Raw genomic sequence first — 26,430 nt, 5'->3', positions numbered from 1 at the left:
CGCCCTCCCTTGGACCCCAGAGCTACTTCCAATACCGCACCTTCGCGCGCGATCCTTGTCGGCGTCGACTTCGGCAAGCATGATTTCCAGGAAAGCCTCAGCGAACTGGCGCTGCTGACCTCAACCGCCGGCTCGCTGCCGGTGCATACGCTGACGGGCCGCCGCTCGCGGCCGGACCCGGCGCTGTTCATCGGCTCGGGCAAGGCCGAGGAATTGAAGGAAGCCGCCGACGCGCTGGACGCTGACGTGGTCGTCTTCAACCACGCCCTGAGCCCGGCGCAGCAGCGCAACCTGGAACGATTCCTGAACCGCCACGTGATCGACCGTACCGGCCTGATCCTGGATATCTTCGGGCAGCGCGCGCAGAGCCACGTCGGCAAGGTGCAGGTGGAGCTGGCGCAGGTCCAGTACCGCGCATCGCGGCTGGTCCGCGCGTGGAGCCATCTGGAGCGGCAGAAGGGCGGTATCGGCATGCGCGGCGGCCCCGGCGAGCGCCAGCTCGAACTGGACCGCCGCATGCTGGACGAGCGCGCCAAGCGGCTCAAGTCCGATCTGTCGCGGTTGCAGCGCCAGCACAGCACGCAGCGGCGCGCGCGTGCCCGCAACGACACGCTCAGCATCTCGCTGGTGGGCTATACCAACGCGGGCAAGTCGACGCTGTTCAACGCGCTGACCAAGGCTGGCGCCTATGCGGCCGACCAGCTGTTTGCCACGCTCGACACCACCTCGCGCCGGCTGTTCCTGGACGGGCTGGGCAACGTGGTGCTGTCCGACACGGTCGGCTTTATCCGCGACCTGCCGACGCAGCTGGTGGCGGCGTTCCGCGCCACGCTGGACGAGACCGTGCATGCCGACCTGTTGCTGCATGTGGTGGATGCCTCAAGCCCGGTGCGCCACGAGCAGATCGAGCAGGTCAACCGCGTGCTGGCGGAAATCAACGCCCTGGACATCCCGCAGATCGTGGTGATGAACAAGATCGACGCGGCGCCCGAGCTGATGGACCAGGGCCCGCTGATCGAGCGCGACGAGGACGGTGTCCCCACCCGCGTGTTCCTGAGCGCGCGCGAGGGGCTGGGGCTGGACTCGCTGCGCGAGGCCGTGGTCGAGGTGGCGCAATGGCTGGCCACCCGCCCGCCCGAACCGCTGCCATATGATCCGCGCCTGGGCGACGTGCCACAGTACGATGATGCCGGCGCGGATGACCGTGCAGAGGACGGCGGCGTGGCTGACGGCAGCGACGACGCCGATGCTGGGGATTCGCGCCGGCCCTAGCCCGGCGGTGCGCCGCAGGATCGGCGCAAGTTCGCTGGCGGTTCTGCCCAATTCCGGTGCGATTACTGCCCGGATTGCGCGAATTGGCCAAAAGTGGCGCAGATGACTGCTAGAATCCCCCTGTTACAAACTTCCCCGGACCCGTGCACTTCATGCCCCAGTTTCCCCGGAATGCTGATTCGAGCCTGACACCAGGCGGCCGCTTCGCGCTGCGCGCGGGCTGGCAGCGCCTGCGCGCCATCTTCTCGCTGAACGATCCGCGTTGGGGTCGGGATGGTCAGGACGATGACAAGAAGGATGGCCGCGACGATAACCGCCAGCAGAACCAGCGTCCGCAGCAGGATGGCGGCCCGCCCGACCTGGACGAACTGTGGCGCGACTTCAACCGCCGCCTGAACGGCCTGCTTGGCCGCAAGGAAAACGGCGGTGGCGGCAACCAGGGCTTCAGCGGCCCGCGCACGCCGGGCAAGGGCTCGGGCGTTGGCGCCGGTGTGATCGTGGCGGCCGTGGTCGGCATCTGGCTGGCCAGCGGCTTCTTCATGGTGCAGGAAGGCCAGACCGCGGTGATCCTGCAGTTCGGCAAGTTCAAGTACACCACCGGCCCCGGCATCAACTGGCGCATGCCCTGGCCGGTCCAGTCGGCCGAGATCGTCAACCTGTCGGCCGTGCGTTCGGTCGAGGTGGGGCGCGCCACGTCGATCAAGGACAGCAACCTGAAAGACGCGTCGATGCTCACGCAGGACGAGAACATCATCGACGTGCGCTTCACCGTGCAGTACGTGATCCAGGACGCCACCGAATTCCTGTTCTTCAACAAGACCGACCGCGGTGGCGATGAAGAGCTGGTGACGCAGGCCGCCGAGACCTCGGTGCGCGAGATCGTCGGCCGCAACAAGATGGACGCGGTGCTGTACGAGAACCGCGAACAGATCGCGCAGCAACTGGCCAAGTCGATCCAGGCGATCCTGACGGCCTACAAGACCGGCATCCGCGTGATTTCCGTCAACGTGCAGAGCGTGCAGCCGCCCGAGCAGGTGCAGGCCGCTTTCGACGACGTCAACAAGGCCAGCCAGGATCGCGAGCGCGCGATCAGCGAAGGCCAGGCCTATGCCAACGACGTCATCCCGCGCGCCAAGGGTACCGCGGCGCGCCTGAAGGAAGAGTCCGAAGCCTATCGCTCGCGCGTGGTGGCGCAGGCCGAGGGCGATGCCTCGCGCTTCCGTTCGGTGCAGACCGAATACGCCAAGGCGCCGCAGGTGACGCGCGATCGCATTTATCTGGAAACCATGCAGCAGATCTACACCAATTCGACCAAGGTGCTGGTGGACGCGCGCCAGGGCAACAATCTCCTCTACCTGCCGCTGGACAAGCTGATGGGGCAGGCCGATAGCCGCGCCGCGCCGCAACCGGGCCAGCCGGGTGCCGCGAGCACGCCGGCACCGACGCCGGATGCATCGACGGACAACCGTTCGCGCGAATCGCTGCGCAACCGCGACCGCGACTCGCGCTGAGGAGACCGTCATGAACCGACTGATTTCCTTCGCGATTGGCCTTTTCATCCTGCTGGCCGTGGTGTCGTCGATGCTGTTCGTGGTCGACCAGCGCCAGTACGCCGTGGTGTTCGCCTTCGGCGAGATCAAGCAGGTGGTACGTGAGCCGGGCCTGCATTTCAAGCTGCCGCCGCCGTTCCAGAACGTGGTGTTCATGGACCGCCGCCTGCAGACCATCGACGCGGCCGCCAACGAGCGTTTCCTGACCGCCGAGAAGAAAAGCATGGTGGTGGACTGGTTCGTCAAGTGGCGCATCACCGATCCGCGCAAGTTCTTTGTCGCCTTCGGTGGTAACCTGCGCGGCGCGCAGGACCGCATGACCCAGCGCATCGACTCGGTGGCGCGCGAAGAGTTCGGCAAGCGCACCGTGGCCGACGTGGTCGCCGGCGAGCGCGAGCAGGTGATGCAGGCCATCCGCAACGGCATGAGCGAGTACGCCAAGTCGGTCGGCGTCGAGATCCTGGACGTGCGCCTGAAGCGCGTCGACCTGCTGCCCGCGATCAGCGAGTCCGTGTACCGCCGCATGGAGGCCGAGCGCAAGCGCGTGGCCAACGAGCTGCGCTCCACCGGCGCCGCCGAGGGCGAGAAGATCCGTGCCGACGCTGACCGCCAGCGTGAAGTGGTGCTGGCCGAGGCCTATCGCGACGCCCAGGTGATCAAGGGCGAGGGCGATGCCAAGGCGTCGCAGATCTATGCCGAGGCGTTTGGCCGCGATCCGCAGTTCGCGCAGTTCTGGCGCAGCATGGAGGCGTACCGCAACACCTTCCGCGACAAGCGCGACGTGCTGGTGCTGGAGCCCAACTCGGACTTCTTCCGCTACATGCGCTCCAGTGGCGGTGCCGCCGTGGCGGCCCCGGGCGGCTCCGGAGGCAAGCGCTAGCACCGCCGCTTGTCCGTGTGGCGAATTGACGAAACCCCGGCTTGCCGGGGTTTTGTCCGGCTGGAGCCATCATCGCCGAGTGATGGCGCGGGCGCGTGGCGTCCGCAACATTGAGTTTCCGGGCAAGGCCCGGCACCTGCAGGCCCTGCGCCCGCGGGCAACCGAATGACCGAGAAGAGATTCACCATGTCCAATCATTGGCTGCTGCCAGAAAACATTGCCGACGTGCTGCCGTCGGAAGCGCGCAAGATCGAAGAACTGCGCCGCCGCATGCTCGACCTGTTCCGCACCTACGGCTACGAGCTGGTGATGCCGCCGATGCTGGAATACCTGGAGTCGCTGCTGACCGGCACCGGCCATGACCTGGACCTGCGCACGCTCAAGCTGGTGGACCAGTTGTCGGGCCGCACCATGGGCCTGCGCGCCGATATCACGCCGCAGGTCGCGCGCATCGATGCCCACCTGCTGAACCGCCCGGGCGTGACCCGCCTGTGCTACGCCGGCAACGTGCTGCATGCGCGCCCGGCGGGTTTCCACGCCACGCGCGAGCCGATCCAGATCGGCGCCGAGATCTATGGCCATGCCGGCCTGGAAGCCGACGTCGAGATCCAGGAGCTGATGCTGGCCGCGCTGCAGGCGGCGGGGCTGTCGGAGATCCGCATCGACCTGTGCCATGCCGGCATTCTCGAGGCGCTGCTGGCAGGCCTGCCGTCGATCCGCAAGATCGAGGACGCGCTCTTTGCCGCGCTGGAAACCAAGGACGTGCCGGCGCTGCGCGAGCTGACCGTGGGCATGCCGCAGACCGAGCGCGATGCCCTGCTGGCGCTGCCGACGCTGTACGGCGGCGTCGACGTGATCGAGCGCGCGCGCTCGACGCTGCCGGCCAGCCCGGCCATCGGCCGCGCGCTGGATGAGCTGGCGGCCCTGGCGGTGCAGGTGCGCGGCGCCAGCGTGAATATCGACCTGTCGGATTTGCGCGGTTACCACTATCACAGCGGCGTGATGTTCGCGGCCTATGTTGCGGGCCTGCCCAACTACGTGGCGCGTGGCGGCCGGTATGACAAGGTGGGCGAGGCGTTCGGCCGTGCCCGTCCGGCGACCGGTTTCTCGCTGGACCTGCGTGAAGTGGCGGCACTGTCACCCATCGAGGTGCGCGCCCTGGCCATCTTTGCGCCGTGGGACGCGGACCCGGCACTTCGGGCCGCTATTTCCGCGCTGCGCGCGGCTGGCGAGATCGTGATCCAGTCGCTGCCCGGCCACACCCACGAGCTCGATGAATTCAACTGCGACCGGCAGTTGGTACGCCAGGACGCCGGCTGGGCAGTGGTGCCGCGCTGACGCTTGCGCATCGGGCCCGCCCAAAAATCGGCGCCTGCAAGTCGGAATGCCCGGCAACAAGAGTAGAATACGTTTTTAACCTATTGACCAAAGCAATATGTGCGCATCCGCAGTAGGCCAGGGACGCAATGTCGTCGTGATCGGCACCCAGTGGGGTGACGAAGGCAAAGGAAAAATCGTCGATTGGCTTACCGATCATGCAAAGGGCGTGGTGCGGTTCCAGGGTGGCCACAACGCTGGCCACACGCTGATCATCGGTGGCAAGAAGACCATTCTCCGGCTGATCCCCTCGGGCATCATGCGCGAAGGCACGATCTGCTACATCGGCAACGGTGTGGTGCTGTCGCCCGAAGCTTTGTTCCGTGAAATCGAAGAACTCGAAGGCGCCGGCCTGCAGGTGCAGAGCCGCCTGCGCATTTCCGAGGCCGCCACGCTGATCCTGCCGTACCACGTTGCCATCGACAAGGCGCGTGAAGCCCGCCGTGGCGCCGCCAAGATCGGCACCACTGGCCGCGGCATCGGCCCGGCCTACGAAGACAAGGTGGCCCGCCGCGCGCTGCGCGTGCAGGACCTGTTCGATCCGCAGCAGTTCGCCGAGCGCCTGCGCGAGAACCTGGATTACCACAACTTCATGCTGACCCAGTACCTGGGTGCCGAAGCCGTGGACTTCCAGCGGACCCTGGACGAAGCGCTGGCCTATGCGCCGCGCCTGGCGCCGATGGTGGCCGACGTGTCGGCCGAGCTGTACGCGGTCAACGCCGCCGGCGGCAACCTGATGTTCGAAGGCGCGCAAGGCACGCTGCTGGACGTGGATCACGGCACCTATCCGTTCGTGACCTCCAGCAACTGCGTGGCCGGTGCGGCCGCAGCCGGCGCGGGCGTTGGCCCGGGCCGCCTGAACTACATCCTGGGCATCACCAAGGCTTACTGCACCCGCGTGGGCGCCGGTCCGTTCCCGAGCGAGCTGTACGACAACGACAACCCGTCGCGCCAGGATCCGGTCGGCGTGCGCCTGGCCAACGTCGGCAAGGAATTCGGCTCGGTCACCGGCCGTCCGCGCCGCACCGGCTGGCTCGATGCCGCCGCGCTCAAGCGTTCGGTGCAGATCAACGGCGTGTCGGGCCTGTGCATGACCAAGCTGGACGTGCTGGACGGCCTGGAAAGCATCAAGCTGTGCGTGGGCTACGAACTGGACGGCAAGACCGTCGATATCCTGCCGCGCGGCTCCGACGCTGTGGCGCGCTGCGTGCCGGTCTACGAGGAATTCCCCGGCTGGAACGAGTCGACCTTCGGTGTGAAGGCGTGGGACGCGCTGCCCGAGCAGGCCCGCGTCTACCTGAAGCGCGTGGAAGAAGTGGTCGGCATTCCGATCGACATGATCTCGACCGGCCCGGACCGCGACGAGACTATCATGCTGCGTCACCCGTACAAGGCCTGACCTGCGGCAAAGCACGCCTTAAAGGCTGCGGCGCCACGAGCGCTGCGGCCCGCCAGAAATAAATAATCGGCCCGCGCAAGCGGGCCGAGCCATATCGGTCAACCGACCCGACGATACAAAGAGTAAAACGATGAACCTGCCAACGAACGATGACGAGAACCTGTGGGTCTCCTGGGATGAATACCATCGCCTGATCGCGCGCCTGTCGCTGAACGTGCATGAGTCGGGCTGGAAGTTCGACAAGATCCTGTGCCTGGCGCGCGGCGGGCTGCGCGTGGGCGACCAGATGTCGCGCATCTTCGACGTGCCGCTGGCCATCCTGGCCACCAGCAGCTACCGCGAGGCCGCGGGCACGCAGCAGGGCAACCTGGACATCGCGCAGTACATCACCATGACCCGCGGCGAGCTGACCGGCCGGGTACTGCTGGTCGACGACCTGGTGGATTCGGGCATCACGCTGGAGCGCGTGGGTCGCCACCTGAAGGAACGCTATCCGGCCGTGACCGAGGTGCGTTCTGCGGTGCTGTGGTACAAGGCGTGCTCGAAGGTCGAGCCGGACTACCACGTGACCTTCCTGCCCTCGAACCCCTGGATTCACCAGCCGTTCGAAGAGTACGACACGCTGCGTCCGCACAACCTGGCCGCCTGGCTCAAGCGCGGCAAGCGCGCCGCCCAGGACGACGGCGCGCAGGCCTGACGCGCTTGCGGCTTAGTAGCCGACCGTAAAACGCTGGCGTGAATGCGCCGGCTTCTCGATCTCGTCGAGCATCGCGATGGCGTAGTCTTCCATCGAAATCCAGCTCTTGCCGGCTGCGTCGCTCAGCAGGGTTTCCTCGCCAATGCGGAACTTGCCGGTGCGCTCGCCCGGCTCGAACAGCGCCGATGGCGACAGGAAGGTCCAGTCGATCTGTTGTTCCCCGCGCAGCGCGTCCAGGAAATCCCGGCCCGCGAGCGCCTCGGGCTTGTAGGCTTCGGGGAAGTTGGGGGTATCGACGAGTTGCACGCCCGGTGCGACATAGAGGCTGCCGGCACCACCCACCACCAGCAGGCGCGGCACGCCGGCCTGGCGTACGGCCGAGGTCACCTGCTGCGCGTTCAGCTGCGCAAAGCGCGCGCTGCTGATGACGACGTCGTTGCCGGCCAGGGCCGCGGCCAGTGCGGCGCTGTCGGTCGCATCCACGTCTTTGCTCGTCACGCCCGCGCGTGCGGGCAGTTTGCTGGCCTGGCGCGCAATGGCGGTCACCTGGTGGCCGCGGCGCAGGGCTTCGTCGGTCAGGCGCATGCCAACGCGGCCGGTGGCGCCGATGATTGCGATCTTCATGGTCACTCCTTGTTTCGGGTCGGGTTGATATGAAACCAATGTGGTTACATATCGGGATAAAAAAATCAGCGCTTGCGGCGCTGGTTGCTGCCTTCGATATCGGCGAGCATGCTGGCGATGGTGATGCCGGCAAGGGTATCGTCCATGGCCGCCTGCGCACGGTCAGCGACCTTGCGCAGCGCGCCGGTGATCTCGCGCCCCACCAGGCACGCCGGATTGGGCGCGCTCTGGTGCAGCGTGATCAGCGCGGTAGTCTCGACCACGCGGAACACGTTCAGCAGGGTGATCGAGGCGGCCGGGCGAGCCAGCGTGGCGCCGCCGGTACTGCCCATGGTGGTCGCCACCAGGCCGGCCTCGGCCAGCTGGCTCACCAGCCGCCGGATCAGCGCCGGGTTGGTGCCAACGCTGCCGGCGATCAGCGACGATGGCACCGGCTGCGCCGAACTGGCGAGCAGGGTAAGGATGTGAACCGCCACGGCGAACCGGCTGCTTGTGCTCACTGCTTGGACTCAGGACGTCAGGGTCAATGTGAAACCATGATAGTTACACATCGGCGCGCTTGTCAAGCAAGGGGCATGAGGCAGGAACGCAGGAAGGGGAGTCAGTGATACGCTGAAGTGGCCGCGAGTGGCCGGTGGAATGCCGGAATCGCCACTGAAGCTGTTACACTCCTCGACATTGCCGTACCCTTATGGTTCGGCTGCCGCGCGGGGTACGGTGCGCAGTTTCACGGACGGGAAAAAACCCGTACGCTCGCAGTTAAGACATCGCGGCAAGGCCGCCAAGCAAGGAGTGCAAGTTGCCGGATCTGATGCGCGAAACAGGCGTCAAAAACAAAAAACCCGCAGGGCTTGAAAGCGCTGCGGGTTTTCCGTTGATCTGGTGCCCAGGAGAGGACTCGAACCTCCACAGTGTTGCCACCGCTAGGACCTGAACCTAGTGCGTCTACCAATTCCGCCACCTGGGCAGGTGTCGAAACAACCGAAGCGCTCATTATAGAGAGCGCGAGAATTTTGTCAAATAGTTTCCAGAAAAAATTGAATCAGAACAACTATCCGATCCCCAGCCGGGAAGAAATCCTGGGCGTGCTGAGAACGTCGGGATCCCCCCAGTCGGCCGGCGATATCGCCAAGGCTCTCTCCGTCACGCGCAAGGAGCATGACGGTTTCCAGAAGCGCCTGGCGGCCATGGAACGCGACGGCCAGATCGAGCTGAACCGCAAGGGCCGCTATGAGCTGGCCCATCAGCCCAACTTCGTCACCGGCCGGGTGCAGGGCCACCGCGACGGCTTCGGCTTCCTGATCCGCGACGACGGCGAGGACGATATCTTCCTGCCCGAGCGCGAGCTGCAGAAGGCCATGCACAACGACCGCGCGCAGGTGCGCGTGATGGGCTACGACCGGCGCGGGCGCCCCGAAGGGCAGATCGTCGAGATCATCGAGCGCGCCAACCGCTATGTCATCGGCCGGCTGCTCAGCGAGGGCGGCGTGCTGGTGGTGGCGCCCGAAGACAAGCGCATCAGCCAGGACATCCTGATCCCGCCCAAGGCGCAGGGCAAGGCACGGGTGGGGCAGGTGGTCAGCGTCGAGCTGATCGAGTACCCCGACCGCTACGCGCAGCCGGTGGGCCGCGTGGTCGAGGTGCTGGGCGATATCGACGATCCCGGCATGGAGATCGAGATCGCCGTGCGCAAGTACGGCGTGCCGCATGCGTTCTCGCCGGCCGCCGCCCAGGAAGCCTCCGGGCTGCCCGACGAGGTGCGCCAGGCCGACCTGGACCACCGCATCGACCTGCGCGACATCCCGCTGGTGACCATCGACGGCGAAGACGCGCGCGACTTCGACGACGCGGTCTATTGCGAGCCGGTCAAGATCGGCCGCGCCAAGGGCTGGCGCCTGATCGTGGCGATCGCCGACGTGTCGCACTACGTGCGTCCGGGCACGCCGCTGGATGCGGATGCGCTGGACCGGGCCACTTCGGTCTACTTTCCGCGCCGCGTGATCCCGATGCTGCCGGAGAAGCTGTCCAACGGGCTGTGCTCGCTCAATCCGCACGTGGACCGGCTGTGCATGGTGTGCGATGCCGTGATCACCGCCAAGGGCGAGCTCAAGGGCTACCAGTTCTACCCGGCCGTGATGCATTCGACGGCGCGCCTGACCTACAACGAGGTCTGGTCGGTGCTGTCCAACACCAAGGGTCCCGAGGCGCACAAGCGCGGCGAGCTGGTGCCGCACCTGCAGAACCTGTACGAGCTGTTCCAGGTTCTGCTCAAGGCGCGGCGCGCGCGCGGCGCGATCGACTTCGACACCACCGAGACCTATATCGTCTGCAATGCGCAGGGCAAGATCGAGCAGATCCTGCCGCGCACGCGCAACGACGCGCACCGGCTGATCGAGGAGTGCATGCTGACCGCCAACGTGTGCGCGGCCGACTTCCTCGAGCGCTTCAAGCACCCGGCGCTGTACCGCATCCACGCGGGCCCCAGCGAAGAGAAGCTGAAGAACCTGCGCGAGTTCCTGCGCACCGCCGGCCTGTCGCTGGGCGGTGGCGACAAGCCGCAGGCCTCGGACTACGCCGAGGTGATGGACAAGATCAAGTCCCGCCCGGATGCGCCGATGCTGCAGACCATGCTGCTGCGCTCGATGCAGCAGGCGGTGTACAGCCCGGACAATATCGGCCACTTCGGCCTGGCGTACGAGGCCTACGCGCACTTCACCAGCCCGATCCGCCGCTACCCCGACCTGCTGGTGCACCGCGCGATCAAGGCGGTGCTGGCGCATACCAAGTACCAGCCGGCCTTCGCGCACGGCACCGAGCTGAACACGGCGATCTCGCCCAAGGCGCGCAAGCTGCAGGCCAGGGATGCCGAGCAGAAGGCAGAGCTGACCGCGGCCCGCGCCAAGCGCAACGAGGCCATCTGGGACGAGCTCGGCCTGCACTGCTCGGCCAACGAGCGCCGCGCCGACGAGGCTTCGCGCGATGTTGAGGCCTGGCTCAAGTGCTACTTCATGCGCGACAAGCTGGGCAGCGACTTCGCCGGCACCATCAGCGCCGTGACCTCGTTCGGCATCTTCGTGCAGCTCGACGAACTGTATGTGGAAGGCCTGGTCCACGTGACCGAGCTGGGCAGCGACTACTTCCAGTACGACGAGGCCCGCAACGAACTGCGCGGCGAACGCACCGGCATCCGCTACCGGCTGACCGACCGCGTGCGCGTGCAGGTGTCGCGCGTGGACCTGGATGCGCGCAAGATCGACTTCCGCCTGGTGCAGGAACCGTCGGCGAAGACCCTGCGTGCCCGCGCGGGCGGCACCGAGGCCCAGCCGCGCGTGCCCGCCGCCCATGCGGTGCCGGCGCGCAAGAAGGGTCGCCAGCTGGCTGCGTTGCTGGGCGGCTCGTCCAAGCCGGAAGAGTCGTTCGACGAGACGCTGGACCGCGTGATCGAAGAGCAGCCGGTGTTCGAGGCCGTGATCACGCCGCTCAGGCCGCATGTGAAGACCGGCGGCAAGCCGGCCAAGCACGCGGCCAAGCCCAAGCCTTCGCACCTGGAGAAGCCGCACAAGCCGGCCTCCAAGTCGCGCCAGGCCAAGCCGGCGGGCAAGACGCCGGCCAAGAGCCCGCGTACCCCGCGCACTCCGCGCAAGCGCTGAAGCCTGCGGCGGCCGCCATGGCCGCCGCCATGCCCATCGCCGCGCCCTCGCGCGCGGCGGCGGGTTTGGGGGCGGGGGCGAGTACAATCGCGCCATGGCTAAAAACAAACTCCTGATCGGCTTTCACGCCGTCACCGCACGCCTGCGCCAAGATGCCAAGGGCGTGACCGATATCTATATCGAATCCGCACGCCGCGACCGGCGCATGCAGGACTTCGTGCGCCTGGCCGAAAGCCTGGGCGTGCGCTTGCATCCGGTCGATGCCGAGCGCCTGCGCGGCATGGCCGGCACCGACCGCCATCAGGGCGTGGTGGCACGTGCCGAAGACGTGGCACTGGCGCTGAACCTGGATGAACTGCTCGATGGCATCGAAGGCACGCCGCTGCTGCTGGTGCTGGACGGCGTCACCGACCCGCACAACCTGGGCGCCTGCCTGCGCGTGGCCGACGGTGCCGGCGCGCATGCCGTGATCGCCCCCAAGGACCGCAGCGTCGGCCTCAATGCCACGGTGGCCAAGGTCGCCAGCGGCGCCGCCGAGACCGTGCCGTATATCACCGTGACCAACCTGGCCCGCACCCTGCGTGAACTGCAGGAACGCGGCATCTGGGTCATCGGCACCGCCGACGGCACCGAGAAGTCGCTGTATGACATGGACTTCAAGGGCCCGACCGCGATCGTGATGGGCGCCGAAGGCGAGGGCATGCGCCGCCTGACGCGCGAGACCTGCGATGAGCTGGTCGGCATTCCGATGGCGGGCGGCGTGGAAAGCCTCAACGTCTCGGTGGCCAGCGGCGTATGCCTGTATGAGGCCGTGCGCCAGCGGCGCCTGCCGCGATAAGCCTATGGCCGGTGATTCCGCTGAGCCGAACGGCGATTCCCGTGTTTCTGCGTTGCCCGGGCTTGAGGAGGTGCGCCGGCTGATCTCTGCCGCCAGCAATATCTTCGTGCTGACCGGCGCCGGCATTTCCGCCGAGTCCGGCGTGCCGACCTTCCGCGACGCGATGACCGGGCTGTGGGAACAGTTCGACCCGGAAGAGCTTGCCAGCGAGGACGCCTACCGCCGCCAGCCGGCGCTGGTCTGGGAGTGGTACCTGCACCGGCGCGAGCTGGTCGCGGCCGTGGGTCCCAACCCGGCGCACCATGCGCTGGTGGCGCTGGCCGCGCAGAAGCCGGTCACGCTGGTCACGCAGAACGTTGACGGCCTGCACCAGCGGGCCGGCAACGAGGGCGTGATCGAACTGCATGGCAACCTGTTCGCCAACAAATGGCTGGATGGGTGCGGACGCTGCAGCGAGGCTACCGCGCTGCCGGGCATGCCGCCGCGCTGCAACCTGTGCGGCGCGTTGATGCGTCCGGGCGTGGTGTGGTTCGGCGAGGACCTGCCGCGCGTGGCGCGCTACCGCGCCGAGCATGCGGCGCAGACCTGCGACCTGTGCCTGGTGGTCGGCACCTCGGGGCTGGTGTATCCGGCGGCGGGATTGCCGGGCGTGGCGCGCGAGCATGGCGCGCCGGTGATCGTGGTCAATCCGCAGCCCTCGGCGCTGGACCAGACCGCGGATATTGTGTTGTCCGCAGCGGCAGGCGCCTGCCTGCCGCTGCTGTGGCCGCAACTGGCTCGGGCAGCCAGTTGAGCGCATGTCCGGGCCTTGCGGCCCGGACATGCGCTTACTTTGCGATCTCGCCGATCAGCTTTTCCAGCTTGACCGCATCGGCCGCGAACAGGCGGATGCCTTCGGCCAGCTTTTCAGTCGCCATCGCATCTTCGTTCAGCTGCCAGCGGAAGGCCGGCTCGTCCGCGGCGATGCGGGCGATATTGGCGGCCTGGGCCTGGTCCACCGACAGCTTGTGCGCCACCGGGCCCTGGCCGGCGGCCAGCTGCTCGAGCAGCTCGGGGCTGATGGTCAGCAAGTCGCAGCCGGCCAGCGACAGGATCTGCGCGGTGCTGCGGAAGCTGGCGCCCATCACCTCGGTCGGGTAGCCGAACTTCTTGTAATAGTCGTAGATCTGGCGCACCGAGCGCACGCCGGGGTCGTTGTCGCCGCCGTTGGCGGCTGCGTCCCATTGCTCGCCGGCCTGCTTCTTGTACCAGTCGAAGATGCGGCCGACGAAGGGCGAGATCAGCTGCGCGCCGGCCTCGGCGCATGCCACTGCCTGCACCAGCGAGAACAGCAGCGTCATATTGCAGCGGATGCCGTCGCGCTGCAGGATCTCGGCCGCGCGGATGCCTTCCCAGGTGGAGGCGATCTTGATCAGCACGCGCTCGCGCGCGATGCCGCGCTGCTCGTACAGCTGGATCAGGTGGCGCGCCTTGGCCACGCTGGCCTCGGTGTCGAAGGACAGGCGCGCATCGACCTCGGTCGACACACGGCCCGGCACGATCGCCAGGATCTCGCAGCCGAAGGCGATCAGCACGGCATCCATCACCGCATCGATGCCGCCGTTGCCGTGGTGGTCGCGCACGGCCTGCTCCAGCAGGTGGCGGTATTCGGGTTTCTGCACCGCCTTCAGGATCAGCGACGGATTGGTGGTCGCGTCCTGCGGGGTGTACTGCTTCATCAGCTGGAAGTCGCCGGTATCGGCCACCACCGTGGTGAACTGCCTGAGTTGTTCGAGCTGGTTCATGGTCGCTTGGTCGTCTGCTTGAGCGTCTGCAAAATCGTTCGCGGGCATCAGGGGGCGCACAGGTCGCACCCGCCACGCCGGTCCGGCCCATTGTACCGTCGCCTGCATGACCTGCCGCCGCAATCCGCTACACTACGCGTTTCCTCCAACGCAATCTGGCTGTTGTCATGACTCAGGATGAACTCAAGGCGCTGGTCGCGCAAGCCGCCGCCGACTACGTCAAGCAGGAAGTGCCCGAAGGTGCCGTGCTCGGCGTGGGCACCGGCTCCACCGCCAATCTCTTCATTGACGCCGTGGCGGCGTTCAAGGAGCGCTTCGCGGGTGCGGTGTCCAGCTCCGAGGCTTCCACGCGCCGCCTGCAGCAGCACGGCTTCAAGGTGCTGGACCTGAACGAAGTCGACGAGATCCCGGTCTATGTCGACGGCGCCGACGAGATCGACGCCAGCGGCGCCATGATCAAGGGCGGCGGCGGCGCGCTGACGCGCGAGAAGATCGTGGCCTCGGTGGCCAAACGCTTTGTCTGTATCGCCGACGGCAGCAAGCTGGTCCAGACCATGGGCACCTTCCCGCTGCCCGTTGAGGTGATCCCGATGGCACGTGCCGCGGTGGCGCGCAAGCTGCAGGCCCTGGGCGGCCAGCCGCGCCTGCGCATGACCAAGGAAGGCGGCATCTACAAGACCGACAACGGCAATGTGATCCTGGACGTGGTCGGCCTGAAGATCGACGATCCGCGCGGCCTGGAGCAGACCGTCAACCAGGTGCCGGGCATGGTCACGGTGGGCCTGTTCGCGCTGCGCGGCGCGGATGTGCTGCTGCTGGGCACTGGCGACGGCGTGCAGCGCACGGACTACTGAGCCGGGCGTTCCGCCACTTAAAGCAGAAAGGGGTGCCTGAGGCACCCCTTTTGTCATGCGGCGGTCCGGATCAAGACTGCGGCGGCACGTAGCCCTGGGCCTGGTCGGCGCCTTCGCCGAAGAAGTACTTCTCGGTCTGCTTGAGCAGGTACTGGCGCGCGCGCGCATCGGCCATGTTCAGGCGGTTTTCGTTGATCAGCATGGTCTGGTGCTTGAGCCAGCCAGCCCAGGCTTCCTTCGATACGCTTTGCCAGATCTTCTTGCCCAGTTCGCCGGGCAGCGGCGGGAAGTCGAGGCCTTCGGCTTCCTTGTTCAGCTTGATGCATTGGACCATGCGGGCCATGGGGACTCCTTGGTATGTTCGTTTGAGCTTCGGCGCTGGCGCTATTGTAGCCAAGCGGGGCGCCCGGCCGCGGCGCGGCGGCGATTGCCCCTACGGTGTCACAGTTTTTTCATCAGCACCATGGACTTGCGCTGCCAGTTGTAGAGCTTGCGCTTGTCCTCGGGCAGGTCGTCGACGGTGGCGTGGACGAAACCGCGCTTGAGGAACCAGTGTTCGGTCCGGGTGGTGAGCACGAACAGCCGCTCCAGGCCGAGCGCGCGGGCGCGGCGTTCGATGCGCTTGAGCAGGCGCTCGCCGTCGCCAGTGCCCTGGGCTTCCTGCGAGACCGTCAGGCAGGCCATCTCGCCCATGTTCTCGCGCGGGTAGTCGTACAGCGCGGCGCAGCCGAACAGCACGCCGTCGTGCTCGATCACCGAGAAGTTGCCGATATCGCGCTCGATCAGGTGGCGGCCGCGCGGCACCAGCGTGCCGTCCTGCTCCAGCGGGGCGATCAGCTGCACGATGCCGCCGACGTCGTCGAGCGTGGCCTCGCGCAGGCTTTCCAGGTCGGTGTCGGACAGCATGGTGCCGACGCCGTCATGCAGGAACAGTTCGAGCAGCACCGAGCCGTCGAGCGAATAGGGGATCAGGTGCGCACGCGGCACGCCGCCCTTGAGCGCCTTGACCAGATGCTGCAGGTAGTTGGCCACGTCCGGCGGCAGGTGGTTGTTCTGCAGGCGCTCCACCGCGGTGCGCAGCGACATTTCCTGCATCATCTTGCCGACCGGGTCGGGCACGCCCGGCACCTCGGTGATGAAGATCAGCTTGTCGGCCTTGAGCGCCGTGGCCGTGGCGCTGCCCACGTCTTCCATCGACAGGTTGAAGGCCTGGCCGGTGGGCGAGAAGCCCAGCGGCGACAGCAGCACCACCTTGCCGTGCGATAGCGACATGCGCACGGATTCGGCGTCGATCTTGCGCACGAGGCCGGTGTGCTGGTAGTCGGTGCCGTTGACGATGCCGACCGGGCGCGCGGTGACAAAATTGCCGGAGATCACCGACAACTGGGCGCCCGCCATCGGTGTATTGGGCAGGCCCTGGCTGAAGGCGGCCTCGATGTCCAGGCGCAGCTCGCCGGCGGCTTCCTTGGCGCATTCGAGCGCGGCGTTGTCGGTGACGCGCACGCCATCGACGAACTGCGACTCGACATGGCGCAGCGCCAGCTGTTCTTCCACCTGCGGGCGCGAGCCGTGCACCAGCACGATCTGCATGCCCATGGCGTGCAGCAGTGCGACGTCGTTGACCAGCGCATTGAGCACGCCCGACTTGACCAGTTCGCCGGCGAAGGCGATCACGAAGGTCTTGCCGCGGAAGGCATGGATATACGGCGCCACCATGCGCAGCCAGTCGACGAACTGCTGGTGGTCGGGGCCGCTGCGCTCGGGATCGGCCGCCGTGGCGGACTCGGGGGCGGACGGGGCAGGTGAAGGGAGTTCAGCCGCGGCGAGCGGCTCCGCCGGCACGGGGGCGGCGGGTGCGGAGGCAGGCGCCGTCTGCGGCGCGTCGGTTCTGGCGTTCATCCCGCGGATTATAATCCCGGCCAATGTCAGAAGAACGCCCCGTCAAGCCCAAACCACCCGCCGCGCCGCGCCAGCGCGCCGGCGCCGGTCAGTCCGCCTCCCCAACCCAGTCCCGGCCGGCCCCAGGCCCGGCCAGGCAGCCGGACGTCCGTCCGCCGCCCGTCGCCGCCCGACCGGCCGGCGAGGCCGGACCGCGGCCGCCACGCGGCCCCCGCGAACCGCGCCCGCCGCGCGCGCCTAGGCCGGTCAACCCGCTGCCGCCGATCACCTTCCCCGAGGCATTGCCGGTATCGGGCCGCCGCGACGAGATCGCCGCGGCGCTGCTGGCCAACCAGGTGGTGATCGTCTCGGGCGAGACCGGCTCGGGGAAAACGACGCAGCTGCCCAAGATCTGCCTGTCGATCGGGCGTGGCCCGGGGCGCGAGGGCGGGGGGCTGATCGGCCACACCCAGCCGCGGCGCATCGCCGCCACCTCGACTGCCAAGCGCATCGCGCAGGAACTCGGCACGCCACTGGGCGAGCACGTGGGCTACCAGGTGCGTTTCAACGACACCATGTCGTCGGGCGCCTCGGTCAAGCTGATGACCGACGGCATCCTGCTGGCCGAGACCCAGAACGACCCGCTGCTGCGCGCCTACGACACGCTGATCATCGATGAGGCGCACGAGCGCAGCCTGAACATCGACTTCCTGATCGGCTACCTGCGCGAGATCCTGCCAAAGCGGCCGGACCTGAAGGTGATCATCACCTCGGCCACCATCGACGCGCAGCGCTTTGCCCAGCATTTCGCCTCGGGCGACCAGCCGGCGCCGGTGATCGAGGTCAGCGGCCGCCTGTATCCGGTGGAAGTGCGCTACCGCCCGATCACCGAGGACGTGCCCGCCGCCGGCGCGCCGCGCAGCCCGCAGGCGCGCGAGCGCGACCTGTACGACGGCATCGTCGAGGCCGTCGACGAGCTGTGCCGCGCCGGTCCCGGCGACGTGCTGGTGTTCCTGCCCGGCGAGCGCGAGATCCGCGAGGCCGCCGAGGCGCTGCGCAAGCACCATCCGCCGCATACCGAGATCCTGCCGCTGTTTGCGCGGCTGTCGGTGCAGGAGCAGGAGCGCGTGTTCAAGCCTTCGAACGCGCGGCGCATCGTGCTGGCGACCAATGTCGCTGAAACCTCGCTGACGGTGCCGGGCATCCGCTATGTGGTCGATACCGGGCTGGCGCGGGTCAAGCGCTACTCGTACCGCAACAAGGTCGAGCAACTGCAGGTCGAATCGATCTCGCAGGCGGCCGCCAACCAGCGCGCCGGCCGCTGCGGCCGGGTTGCCAACGGCATTTGCATCCGCCTGTATGAGGAGTCCGATTTCATCGGCCGGCCGCGTTTTACCGACCCTGAGATCCTGCGCTCGTCGCTGGCCGCGGTGATCCTGCGCATGAAGGCGCTGCGGCTGACCGATATCGAGGCGTTCCCGTTTATCGAGCCGCCGCTGGGCCGCGCCGTTGCCGACGGCTACCAGCTGCTGCAGGAACTGGGCGCGGTCGACGACGCCAACCAGCTGACCGGCACTGGCCGCCAGCTGGCCAAGCTGCCGCTGGACCCGCGCGTGGCGCGCATGATCCTGGCCGCGCGCGAGCACCAGTGCCTGCGCGAAGTACTGGTCATCGCCAGCGCGCTGTCGGTGCAGGATCCGCGCGACCGCCCGCAGGAGGCGCAGGAAGCCGCCGACCAGGCCCATCGCAAGTTCATGGACGAGAAGTCCGAGTTCCTGGGCTGGGTCAAACTGTGGAAGTGGTTCGAGGACGCGGTGGCGCACAAGAAGTCCAACCGCCAGTTGCAGGACCTGTGCCGCGCCCACTTCCTGTCGCACCTGCGGCTGCGCGAGTGGCGCGACGTGCATTCGCAACTGCTGACCACGGTGACCGAGCAGGGCTGGCGCCTGAACGACAGCGAGCCCACCTATGAGCAGGTGCACAAGGCGCTGCTGACCGGCCTGCTGGGCAATGTCGGCTGCCGCATCGAGGATGGCGATGGCAAGGGCCGCGAATACCTGGGCGCGCGCGGCATCAAGTTCCACCTGTGGCCGGGCTCGCTGATCGCGCGCAAGGTCGGGCGCTGGATCGTTGCGGCCGAACTGGTCGAGACCAGCCGGCTGTTCGCGCGCACGCTGGCGCGCATCGAGCCCGAATGGCTGGAGCAGGTGGGGCGCCACCTGCTCAAGATCAGCTGGAGCGACCCGCACTGGGAAAAGAAGGCCGGCCAGGTGCTGGCACTGGAGCGCGCCACGCTGTACGGACTGGTGGTCTACCAGCACCGCCGCGTGCACTACGGCCCGATGAACCCGCAGGAAGCGCGCGAGATCTTTATCCGCCGCGCGCTGGTCGAAGGCGAGTTCGACACGCGCCTGCCGTTCTATGCGCACAACCAGCGTCTGGTACGCGAGATCGAGAACCTGGAGCACAAGTCGCGCCGCCAGGACGTGCTGGTCGACGACGAACTGATCTACGCCTTCTACGATCGCGCGATTCCCGCCGACATCTGCCAGCAGACCACCTTCGAGCAGTGGTACCAGGCCGAGAGCGCGAAGGACCGCAAGCTGCTGTACCTGAACCGCGACGAGCTGATGCGGCACGAGGCGGCCGGCATCACCACCGACCTGTTCCCCAAGGCCATGAACGTGGCCGGGGTGGACATGGGGCTGACCTACCACTTCGAGCCGGGCAGCCACCGCGACGGCGTGACGCTGACGGTGCCGTTGTACGCGCTCAACCAGGTGCGGCAGGAGCGCGCCGACTGGCTGGTGCCGGGCATGATCAGGGAGAAGGTGCACCTGCTGCTCAAGTCGCTGCCGCAGAAGCTGCGCCGCCACTGCGTGCCGCTGCCAGAGTATGCCGCTGGCTTTGTCGCGCGCCAGCCGCTTGGCGAGGGCGAGCTGCTGGACGTGCTGATTGCCGATATCCGCGAGCAGACCGGCACCATGGTCAAGCGCGCCGACTTCAAGCTGGAAACGCTGCCCGCGCACCACACCATGAACTTCAAGGTGATCGACGAGCACGGCCGCCAGCTCGACATGGGCCGCAACCTGGCCCAGCTGCGCGCGGAGCTGGGCGGGCAGGCGCAGCAGTCGTTCCAGCGAGTGGCCGCGCAAGCCGCGGCGCAGGCGGCAAGCGAGGCCCCGGAGCAGGCGGCGCCGCTGGCCGCGGCCGAGCTCGGCAAGTACGAGGGCCTGACCGGCTGGAGCTTCGGTGAACTGCCCGAGCTCCTGGAGATCCGCAAGGGCAGCCAGACCCTGTTCGGCTACCCCGCGCTGGTCGACCGCGGCACGCATTGCGACGTGGAAGTGTTCGACGACCCGCAGGAGGCCGCCCGCGTCCACCACCTGGGCCTGCGCCGGCTGTTCGCGCTGCAGCTGCGCGAGCAGGTCAAGTTCATCGAGAAGAACATCCCGGGCCTGCAGCAGATGGCGATGCAGTACATGACGCTGGGCACGCAGGAGATGCTGCGCGAGCAGATCGTCATGCTGGCGCTGGAACGTGCCTGCATGCAGGCGCCGCTGCCGCGCAACGAGGCCGAGTTCAACGCCCGCAAGGACGAGGGGCGCACCCGGCTGTCGCTGCTGGCGCAGGAGATCGCGCGGCTGGTGGGGACCATCCTGGCCGAATACGCGGGGCTGCCGCGCAAGCTGCTGCAGGCCAAGCCGTTCGCCGGCCCCCATGCGGACATGGAGGCCCAGCTCGGGCGGCTGATGGGCAAGCGCTTTGTCGACGAAACCTCGTACACGCAGCTGGCCCATTTCCCGCGCTACCTGAAGGGTATCGCCATGCGGGTGGACAAGCTCAAGGGCGATCCGGGGCGCGATACGCAGCGCATGCAGGAGATGGCGCCGCTGGTGCAGCAGTGGCAGCGGGCCGAAAAACAGCTGCGCACCCAGGGCCGTGGCGGCGAGGATGCGCGGCTGGAAGAATTCCGCTGGATGCTGGAGGAACTGCGCATTGCGCTGTTCGCCCAGGAGTTGCGCACGCCGGTGCCGATGTCGGTCAAGCGGCTGCAGAAGGTGTGGGAATCCATGCAGCGCTGACGGCAAATACACGCAGGCATGCGGCGGAATGCCAGGGCGGGCCGGGTTTGGTCGCTAGGGCGCAACAAACTGCCAAATTCTTGATCGCTATCCGTTGCGACGTCAGCGGATTGCCACGCTCAACCGTTAGAATCGCCGGTTCAGTCTTATTCTGGCAGGTCTTATGTTTGCATTGCAGTTTGCATGGCGTCGTGTTGTGGCTGGTGGGATCACGGCGGGCGCCCTGGCGCTGGGCCTGCTGGCTGCCCCAGCATCGGCGGAAGTGGTGGTAATCCTTAATTCGGGTGATGCAACCGTCACGCTGATCGACAAGGACACGCAGAAGGTGCTGGAGACCTTCCCGATCGGCAAGGAGCCGCACCACCTCATCGCCACGCCGGACGACAAGTCGCTGATTGTCGCCAACGCGGTCGGCAACGACCTGGTGTTCCTGGATCCGGTCACGGGCAAGGTCCAGCAGCGCGTGCCCAATGTCGACGACCCCTACCAGATCGGCTTCTCGCCGGACCAGAAGTGGTTTATCGCCACCGGCAACCGGCTTGACCGCGTCGACCTCTACCGCTGGGACGGCAAGGCGCTGAAGCTTGCCAAGCAGTTCCCGCTGGCCAAGACCCCCAGCCATATCGCCTTCACCGCCGACAGCCGCATCGCCTTCATCACGCTGCAGGATTCCAACGAGGTGGTGGCCATCGACCTGGTCACGCAGAACGTGATGTGGCGCATGGCAACCGGCTCGTCGCCGGCAGGTATCTGGGTCACGCCGGACCAGAAATACCTGCTGGTGGGCATGACCGGGGCCGACTACGTGGCCGTGATCGACTGGCGCACGCGCACCGTGGTCAAGCAGATCCAGACCGGCAAGGGCGCGCACAACTTCCGCGCCGTGGGCGACAAGCGCCACCTGTTTCTCAGCAACCGCGTCACGGGCAGCATCAGCATCATCGACCAGCAGACCCTGACCAAGGTCGGCGACATTACCGGCCTGCCGCCGGGCCCGGACGACATGGAACTGACCGCCGACGGCAAGACCCTGTGGGTGACCTTCCGCTGGGCGCGCTCGGTCGGGCTGATCGACGTGGCCAGCCGCAAGCTGGTCAAGACCGTGCGCGTCGGGCGCTCGCCGCACGGCATCTATTTCCGCACGCGCGCGCCGCTGTATTGACCGGGCAGGGCAGGGACCATGCACGACACCAAGGCATCGCGATCCGGACGGCTCAGGAAGCTGCTGGCTGCGCTGGCGCTTGCCTGCGGCCTGCCTTCCGCGCTGCAGGCGGCGGATGCCCCCAGGCCTGCCGCCAGGGCATGCCCGGCGGGAACGCTCTATCTGACCTTCGACACCGGCAGCATGAGCCAGGCACAGCTGATTGCCGACACGCTGCGCCGCCACCATATCCGCGCCACCTTCTTCCTGGCCAATGAGCCGACGGTGCGCCAGGACAATTCGCTGGACCCGTCCTGGGCGCCATACTGGAAGGGGCTGGTGGCCGACGGCCACGCCTTCGGCACGCATACCTTCGACCACGTCTACCTGCGCAGCGTGCGCGCCGGCCATGTCACCATGCGGCCGCAGTTCGGCGCGCAGGCCGGCAAGGACGTGGCCATGGACACGGCTGCCTTCTGCCAGGAGCTGCGGCGCAGCGCCGAGGCCTTCCACGGCATGACCGGCGCCGACATGGTGCCGCTGTGGCGCGCCCCGGGCGGGCGCACCGCGCCGCAGACGGTGCAATGGGCCGAGCAGTGCGGCTTCCGCCATGTCGGCTGGGCGCCGGCGGGGTTCCTGGGCGATGAGCTGTCGTCCGATCGCTACCCCAACGCGGCGCTTCTGGAGCGCGCGCTGGCCAATCTGCGCGATGGCGATATCACCATGGCGCACCTGGGCATCTGGTCGCGCAAGGATCCGTGGGCACCCGGCGTGCTGGAGCCCTTGCTCGCCGGCCTGGAGCGCAAGGGATTCTGCTTCGCGACGCTGCGCGAGCACCCGGCCTACCGCGACTGGATCGCCAGGCCGCAGCCGGCCGGGCACACGGAGGGCAGGCGGTAATGTGGGAGACGCTGAACGGCTGGATCGGCCAGGTCGAAGGCACGTTGTTCCAGGACGTGGTGCTGCCCGTGGTCTACCACCTCGGGTTTGGCGGCTACGCCGAAGACGCCTTCACCGGCACCGAGTGGCTGCTGGTGGGGCTGGTGCAGATCGCCGTGATGGTGCTGATCCTGGGGCCGCTGGAGAAATGGCGCCCGGTCGAGCCCGTGGCCGACCGCGCCGCGATCCGCACTGACATCCTCTACACCGTGATCCACCGGCTCGGGCTGTTCCGGCTGGCCATGTTCTTCCTGCTGGCGCCGCTGACCGATGCGCTGGAAGGCCACCTGCGGCTGATGGGCTGGCACCGCGTCAATGTCGAGGACTGGTGGCCGGGCGTGACCTCGGTGCCGCTGGTCAGCTTCTTTGTCTACCTGTTGCTGTTCGACCTGCTCGACTACTGGTACCACCGCCTGTCGCACACCTTCCGCTGGTGGTGGCAGCTGCACGCGGTGCACCACAGCCAGCGCCAGATGACGCTGTGGAGCGACAACCGCAACCACCTGCTGGACGACATGCTGCGCGACCTGGTGTTTGCGCTGGTGGCGCTGGGGGTGGGCGTGGAGCCTTCGCAGTACGTGCTGCTGGTGGCGCTGTCGCAACTGCTGCAGAGCCTGCAGCACGCCAACGTGCGACTGCACTTCGGCGCCATCGGCGAGCGCCTGCTGATCTCGCCGCGTTTTCACCGCACCCACCATGCCGTGGGCATTGGCCATGAGGCCAACGGCGCACCGGCCAGGCTGGGCGGCTGCAACTACGGCGTGATCTTCCCATGGTGGGACATGCTGTTCGGCACCGCGGTCTTCACCGGGACCTACCACCCGACCGGCATCCGTGACCAGCTTCCGCCCCCGCTGGGCAAGGGCCGCGACTACGGCACGGGCTTCCTGTCCCACCAGTGGTACGGCATCAAGCGGCTGCTGCGGCTGCGCTGAAGCCAGCATTCGAGGCAGTCCTCCACCCGTGGCGAGCGAGGGCGCGCCGCGGCGGCAAGTGGCGTATGCTAGTGTTTCGGGTTGCCGCCGGTCCGGCCCAGTCTGACTTCTGCCGCGCCCGGCGCCTTTCCTCCTGTTTGCCTTCGACTGCATGAACGATATCTTCCGCTCGTTTGGCCGCGCGCTGGTCAGCCAGCTGCATCCCCGCATGCTGATGCTGACCGTGCTGCCTTTCGTCCTGGCCACGCTGCTATGGGGCGGGCTGCTCTGGTGGGGCTGGGACCCCATCATGGGCGCCACGCGCAGCTTCCTGGAAACCTCCATCCTGACCAGCTGGATCTACAGCGCGCTCGACTGGTTCGGCCTGCAATCGCTGCGTACCATCGTGGCGCCGCTGTTCGTGGCGGCGCTGGCGATCCCGCTGGTGATCGCCTCGATGCTGATGTTTATCGGCTTGTGCTCGGTGCCGGCGGTAGTGCGCCACCTGGAGCGCAGCTATCCGGACCTGGCCAAGGCCCATGGCGGCAGCGTCCTGGGCAGCGTGTTCCAGTCGTTGGGCAGCACGCTGGTGTTCCTGGTGCTGGTGCTGGTGACGCTGCCGCTGTGGCTGATCCCGCCTTTCTTTGCGCTGATCCCGCCGGTGCTGTGGGGCTGGCTGACCTACCGCGTGATGACCTACGACGCGCTCGCCGACCACGCCAGTGCCGAGGAGCGCAAGACGCTGGTGCGGCGCCACCGCACGCCGTTGCTGGTGATTGGGGTGGCAGTGGGCCTGCTGGGCTCGGCGCCGACGCTGCTGTGGGTGTCGTCGGCGGCGGTGATCTTCCTGTTTCCGTTCGTGCTCGCCGGCACGCTCTGGCTCTATGTGCTGATCTTTATCTTCTCGGCGCTGTGGTTCGGCCATTTCTGCCTGCGCGCGCTGGCGCAGCTGCGGGCTGAGCGCGCGGCGGTGCCGGCCCAGCCGCCTGCCGCCCAGTCGTCCGGCGGCGAAGTCATCGACCTGGCGCCGACCGACGTGCGCCGCATCGAAAATTCCTGAAGCGAGGGCATTATGGGTTTTGGCCTGATCGTCATTGGCGACGAGATCCTGTCGGGGCGGCGTGAAGACAAGCATCTGCGCCGCACCATCGAACTGCTGGGCGCGCGTGGCCTGGCGCTGGACTGGGCCGAGTACGTCGGCGACGACCGCGCCCGCATCACTGCCACGCTGCGCCGCACGCTGGCCGGTTCCGACGTGGTGTTCTGCACCGGCGGCATCGGCGCCACGCCGGACGACCACACGCGCCAGTGCGCGGCCGCCGCGCTGGGCGTGCCGCTGGTGCTGCATCCCGAGGCGCGCGAACTGATCGCGCTGCGCATTGCGGAGACCGCCGGCGGCGACCCGGTCAAGGGCGACCTGAACCTGCCGGAGAACCAGCACCGCTTCAAGATGGGCGAGTTCCCCGAAGGCGCGCGCATCATTCCCAACAGCTACAACCGCATCCCGGGCTTCTCGGTCGGCCACCATCACTTCATGCCGGGCTTCCCGGTGATGGCGTGGCCGATGATGGAATGGGTGCTGGACCACGACTATGCGCACCTGTTCCACCAGGTGCAGCAGCAGGAGCGGGCCTTCTACGTGTTCGAGGCGCCGGAGTCCACGCTGACGCCGCTGATGGAGAAGGTCGAGGCGGCGCATCCGGGCATCCGCGTATTCAGCCTGCCGTCGGTCGGCGACGTGCAGCGCGGCGACCGCTTCGCGCGCCGCCATATCGACCTGGGCGTCAAGGGCCCGGCCGATCTGCTGGCGCCGGCCTATGCCATGCTGCTCGAAGGCGTGCGGGCGATGGGCTTCGAGACCGTGGAGCAGCCGCCGCGCAAAGCCGCGCAGGCCTGAGGGCCACTGGTCGCAAAAAAAAGAAGGGGCAGCCAAGGCTGCCCCTTTTCCTATTCAGGCCCGACCGGGATCAGGCGCCGTGCCACGGCAGGTCGCGCACGCACCAGCCTTCCACGGTCTTGCGATGGTGGTGGTCGTCGCGGTTGCCCTCGAAGCCTTCCAGCACGTCCATGGCAAAGTGGTAGCCGGCTTCGGTGGCCACGCGCGCGGCGTGCTTGGAGCGCGCCGCGCTGCGGCACAGGAACAGCACCGGCACATCGGCCGGCACGCGTGCCTTCAGCTCTTCGACAAAGCGGGCGTTCTGCGCGCCGCCAGGGTAGGACATCCATTCGACATGGGCGAATTGCGCGTCGGGCACGTCGACGCCACCCACCCAGTCCAGCTCGGCCTGCGTGCGTACGTCGACCAGCACGGCCGAAGGGTCGTTCTGCAGCAGCGCATAGGCTTCCTGCGGCGACAGCGCGCCGAAATACGGGAGCTGGTTCTGTTGCTGGCGCTGGCGGGCGGCCTGGAGGAGATCGTCTCGGGTGGTCATCTGCGTGACAAATTTGAGGAATGGAATGAGGCCGTAATCCATTATTCTATAGCGCCGGCATGGTTCGAAGCCGGATTGCCGCGCGCTGGCCCGAAACCCTTGTCATCGCAGGGTAC

The 26,430-nt window shown here is 67.4% G+C and carries 22 protein-coding genes and 1 tRNA gene; 16 read left to right on the top strand and 7 right to left on the bottom strand.

The window, feature by feature from the left end; translation table 11 throughout:
• Positions 1-9: 9 nt before the first annotated feature.
• From hflX to DN412_RS08895, 6 genes are all read left to right on the top strand, one after another.
• Positions 10-1,272, top strand: a complete 1,263-nt coding sequence (gene hflX / locus DN412_RS08920; protein WP_078196822.1) for a GTPase HflX — start codon at positions 10-12, stop codon at positions 1,270-1,272.
• A gap of 152 nt (positions 1,273-1,424) precedes the next feature.
• Positions 1,425-2,783: an FtsH protease activity modulator HflK gene (gene hflK, locus DN412_RS08915; protein WP_115014154.1), complete on the top strand. Its 1,359-nt coding sequence runs from the start codon at positions 1,425-1,427 to the stop codon at positions 2,781-2,783.
• A 10-nt stretch (positions 2,784-2,793) separates the two neighbouring features.
• Positions 2,794-3,702: a protease modulator HflC gene (hflC, locus tag DN412_RS08910; protein WP_078196820.1), complete on the top strand. Its 909-nt coding sequence runs from the start codon at positions 2,794-2,796 to the stop codon at positions 3,700-3,702.
• A gap of 186 nt (positions 3,703-3,888) precedes the next feature.
• Positions 3,889-5,040 (top strand): ATP phosphoribosyltransferase regulatory subunit, encoded by a 1,152-nt coding sequence (locus DN412_RS08905; RefSeq protein ID WP_115014200.1) that lies wholly within the window; start codon positions 3,889-3,891, stop codon positions 5,038-5,040.
• A gap of 97 nt (positions 5,041-5,137) precedes the next feature.
• Entirely contained in the window at positions 5,138-6,478 is a 1,341-nt protein-coding gene (locus DN412_RS08900) for an adenylosuccinate synthase (RefSeq protein WP_115014153.1), read from the top strand.
• Between the two features lie 130 nt (positions 6,479-6,608).
• Positions 6,609-7,175: a phosphoribosyltransferase gene (locus DN412_RS08895; RefSeq protein WP_078196818.1), complete on the top strand. Its 567-nt coding sequence runs from the start codon at positions 6,609-6,611 to the stop codon at positions 7,173-7,175.
• A 12-nt stretch (positions 7,176-7,187) separates the two neighbouring features.
• Here the strand turns inward: DN412_RS08895 and DN412_RS08890 are convergent, their stop codons facing one another.
• From DN412_RS08890 to DN412_RS08880, 3 genes are all read right to left on the bottom strand, one after another.
• Complete coding sequence (locus DN412_RS08890; RefSeq protein WP_115014152.1) at positions 7,188-7,799, bottom strand: NAD(P)-dependent oxidoreductase; 612 nt, start codon at positions 7,797-7,799, stop codon at positions 7,188-7,190.
• Positions 7,800-7,864: 65 nt separating this feature from the next.
• Positions 7,865-8,299 carry an Rrf2 family transcriptional regulator gene (locus DN412_RS08885; RefSeq protein WP_115014151.1) on the bottom strand — a complete coding sequence of 145 codons (435 nt, stop codon included), beginning with the start codon at positions 8,297-8,299 and terminating at the stop codon, positions 7,865-7,867.
• Positions 8,300-8,679: 380 nt separating this feature from the next.
• A tRNA-Leu gene (locus tag DN412_RS08880) sits at positions 8,680-8,766 on the bottom strand.
• Between the two features lie 70 nt (positions 8,767-8,836).
• On the opposite strand from DN412_RS08880, the gene rnr reads away from it, so the two are divergent.
• From rnr to DN412_RS08865, 3 genes are all read left to right on the top strand, one after another.
• Positions 8,837-11,449, top strand: coding sequence for a ribonuclease R (gene rnr, locus DN412_RS08875; protein WP_115014150.1), 2,613 nt, complete (start codon positions 8,837-8,839; stop codon positions 11,447-11,449).
• 94 nt (positions 11,450-11,543) lie between these two features.
• Positions 11,544-12,287, top strand: a complete 744-nt coding sequence (gene rlmB / locus DN412_RS08870) for a 23S rRNA (guanosine(2251)-2'-O)-methyltransferase RlmB (RefSeq protein ID WP_078196813.1) — start codon at positions 11,544-11,546, stop codon at positions 12,285-12,287.
• Between the two features lie 4 nt (positions 12,288-12,291).
• Positions 12,292-13,080 carry an SIR2 family NAD-dependent protein deacylase gene (locus tag DN412_RS08865; protein ID WP_244222597.1) on the top strand — a complete coding sequence of 263 codons (789 nt, stop codon included), beginning with the start codon at positions 12,292-12,294 and terminating at the stop codon, positions 13,078-13,080.
• Positions 13,081-13,114: 34 nt separating this feature from the next.
• Here the strand turns inward: DN412_RS08865 and tal are convergent, their stop codons facing one another.
• Complete coding sequence (gene tal / locus DN412_RS08860) at positions 13,115-14,071, bottom strand: transaldolase (protein ID WP_115014149.1); 957 nt, start codon at positions 14,069-14,071, stop codon at positions 13,115-13,117.
• 167 nt (positions 14,072-14,238) lie between these two features.
• Between tal and rpiA the strand changes: the two genes are divergently transcribed.
• Positions 14,239-14,925, top strand: a complete 687-nt coding sequence (gene rpiA / locus DN412_RS08855) for a ribose-5-phosphate isomerase RpiA (RefSeq protein ID WP_115014148.1) — start codon at positions 14,239-14,241, stop codon at positions 14,923-14,925.
• A gap of 70 nt (positions 14,926-14,995) precedes the next feature.
• Here rpiA and DN412_RS08850 read toward each other — a convergent pair whose 3' ends face one another.
• Both DN412_RS08850 and argA read right to left on the bottom strand, forming a co-directional pair.
• Complete coding sequence (locus DN412_RS08850; protein ID WP_010809445.1) at positions 14,996-15,268, bottom strand: oxidative damage protection protein; 273 nt, start codon at positions 15,266-15,268, stop codon at positions 14,996-14,998.
• Positions 15,269-15,366: 98 nt separating this feature from the next.
• On the bottom strand, positions 15,367-16,824 hold the full coding sequence (gene argA / locus DN412_RS08845) for an amino-acid N-acetyltransferase (protein ID WP_115014147.1): 1,458 nt from the start codon (positions 16,822-16,824) through the stop codon (positions 15,367-15,369).
• A 23-nt stretch (positions 16,825-16,847) separates the two neighbouring features.
• Between argA and hrpA the strand changes: the two genes are divergently transcribed.
• From hrpA to DN412_RS08815, 6 genes are all read left to right on the top strand, one after another.
• Positions 16,848-20,888 carry an ATP-dependent RNA helicase HrpA gene (gene hrpA / locus DN412_RS08840; RefSeq protein WP_115014146.1) on the top strand — a complete coding sequence of 1,347 codons (4,041 nt, stop codon included), beginning with the start codon at positions 16,848-16,850 and terminating at the stop codon, positions 20,886-20,888.
• A gap of 163 nt (positions 20,889-21,051) precedes the next feature.
• Positions 21,052-22,050, top strand: coding sequence for a YVTN family beta-propeller repeat protein (locus DN412_RS08835; RefSeq protein WP_115014145.1), 999 nt, complete (start codon positions 21,052-21,054; stop codon positions 22,048-22,050).
• A gap of 18 nt (positions 22,051-22,068) precedes the next feature.
• A complete protein-coding gene (locus tag DN412_RS08830) occupies positions 22,069-22,929 on the top strand; it encodes a polysaccharide deacetylase family protein (protein ID WP_115014144.1) in 861 nt (286 codons plus the stop codon).
• Positions 22,929-23,903: a sterol desaturase family protein gene (locus tag DN412_RS08825; protein WP_115014143.1), complete on the top strand. Its 975-nt coding sequence runs from the start codon at positions 22,929-22,931 to the stop codon at positions 23,901-23,903. The genes DN412_RS08830 and DN412_RS08825 overlap by 1 nt, the downstream gene beginning before the upstream one ends.
• A gap of 151 nt (positions 23,904-24,054) precedes the next feature.
• Positions 24,055-24,942, top strand: coding sequence for an EI24 domain-containing protein (locus DN412_RS08820; RefSeq protein ID WP_115014142.1), 888 nt, complete (start codon positions 24,055-24,057; stop codon positions 24,940-24,942).
• A 12-nt stretch (positions 24,943-24,954) separates the two neighbouring features.
• A complete protein-coding gene (locus tag DN412_RS08815) occupies positions 24,955-25,779 on the top strand; it encodes a competence/damage-inducible protein A (RefSeq protein WP_115014141.1) in 825 nt (274 codons plus the stop codon).
• Positions 25,780-25,849: 70 nt separating this feature from the next.
• Here DN412_RS08815 and DN412_RS08810 read toward each other — a convergent pair whose 3' ends face one another.
• Positions 25,850-26,314: a rhodanese-like domain-containing protein gene (locus tag DN412_RS08810; RefSeq protein WP_078198569.1), complete on the bottom strand. Its 465-nt coding sequence runs from the start codon at positions 26,312-26,314 to the stop codon at positions 25,850-25,852.
• Positions 26,315-26,430: the final 116 nt, after the last annotated feature.

Origin of the sequence: Cupriavidus lacunae, from assembly GCF_003353055.1 — a bacterium.
GTDB classification, from domain to species: domain Bacteria; phylum Pseudomonadota; class Gammaproteobacteria; order Burkholderiales; family Burkholderiaceae; genus Cupriavidus; species Cupriavidus lacunae.
This window is presented reverse-complemented; position numbering and strand designations above follow the sequence as displayed.